2 protein-coding genes are annotated in these 1,646 nt (G+C 36.4%); both read right to left on the bottom strand.

The annotated features are described in order from the left end of the window. Positions 1-326 (bottom strand): site-specific integrase (locus HF964_RS09900; protein ID WP_476742310.1); only part of this gene is annotated, 326 nt, incomplete at its 3' end. A 19-nt stretch (positions 327-345) separates the two neighbouring features. Further along, complete coding sequence (locus HF964_RS09895) at positions 346-1,512, bottom strand: SulP family inorganic anion transporter (protein WP_168722862.1); 1,167 nt, start codon at positions 1,510-1,512, stop codon at positions 346-348. Between the last annotated feature and the right edge of the window lie 134 nt (positions 1,513-1,646).

Raw genomic sequence — 1,646 nt, 5'->3', positions numbered from 1 at the left:
GGGAATAACCAGTCTGAATTGATGTTTTGTTGGACGAGCCAATCGTGATAAATCAGTAGATCTTGTTGAACAGGTTTAAGATATAATGTATTGGGTTTTCCAGTTTTTCGATCATGGATAAAGACGGTTTGCTTGACGGTACCATCGGGATTAAAGACGGCCGATTTTTTTAACGTCATTACGTCACTCACTCTGAGTAGCGTTGCTTTTCCAACCTGAAAGATAGTGTAGTTACGACGACCAGCCCGAAAGCTATCCAATAAGGTATCTTGCACCATCTTGAGTACATTAGAGTCTTTGATTGGGAGTACAATTTGTTGCACCATGATTTGCTCCTTTAATATACTAGGAAATTTTGATATGAAATATATATCGATAGATGATAGTTAAAATTAATCCTGAAAAAACACCTATGGCCAAATTATGAGTCACAACAACCAATAAAATGGTCATTAGCATAACCGATAAGTCAGTTATCTTTAGGCGTTTATTCAAAGCTATGCTTTCCCAATCAAAAGTTGATATTGAAACAGTAATCATAATACCAATCAGCGATGCTGTTGGAATAGCTAACATTAAGTCTTTCATAGCAAATACAAAAATAAATAATGTAAGCCCACTTATTAGAGTTGATAATCTTGTACGACCGCCGGATTTTACATTCATTACGGATTGACCGATCATGGCACAACCACCTTGTCCTCCAAGTAAACTAGTTATTATATTTCCGAACCCTTGCCCGATAGATTCTTGTTTGCTGTTTCCCTCTGTTTTTGTCATCACGTTAATTAAAGGCATAGTAAGTAGTGACTCGATCAGCCCTACCATTGCAATACCTAAAGCTGTTGGTAATATCACAAGTATTGTATGGATGTTAAGAGGAATAGCCGGAAGTCCAATATGAGGCGATAGTTTGCTACTTGTTGCCAATGAACCAATATTTTCAAAAGACCCTTTAAAGAATAAGGCTACTCCTATACTTACAGCTATGATAATTAACGCGGGTGGAATTTTAATAAACCAGCGGGGTAAAACATACATACTTATAATGCTAGTGATAACCATGATAATGGCTGGTAATGATTGATGCGGAACTTGTTGTAGTTGTGCTAGCAGTATCATGATGGCTAGTGCATTAACAAATCCTTGCATTACACTTTTAGGTAAATATTTAATAAACTTATGGATGTTTAATAGACCAAAAATCAGTTGAAATATTCCAGCTAATAAAGTGGCATAGAGCATATATGCCATGCCGTGTTTAGCGATAATATCAGTTAGTAATAAAGCAATTGATCCTGCAGCAGCAGATACCATTGCTGGTCGTCCACCAAGTATTGATAGAATCACTACAGTTATGGCAGATGAATAAATAGCATAGAGTGGTGGAATTCCTGCAATGATTGCGAACCCACTAACTTCTGGCAGAAGGGCTATTGCAGTGACTAACCCAGCTAGTATATTTTTTGAGATGTCCGTTAAATAGTTATTTCTAAAATACGATGTATACATATAAACCTACTCTTCTTTTAAAATTTATGATTCGAATAATAGGTCTATTATACCATTAAACAAAAAAACAGCCCCCGTTATCTAGTGGGTAGATAACGGGGGTTGTTTTCATGCAGTTTGTGAGGGGTGATAAT

It is taken from the genome of Periweissella fabalis (assembly GCF_012396505.1).
In the GTDB taxonomy this organism is placed as follows: domain Bacteria; phylum Bacillota; class Bacilli; order Lactobacillales; family Lactobacillaceae; genus Periweissella; species Periweissella fabalis.
Note: the sequence above shows the minus strand (reverse complement) of the source record. Positions and strands in the feature narration are given on the sequence as shown.

Bases quoted from the DNA above. Each gene is read 5' to 3' on its own strand.
- HF964_RS09895 (WP_168722862.1), bottom strand. From the start codon at position 1,512: ATGTATACATCGTATTTTAGAAATAACTATTTAACGGACATCTCAAAA.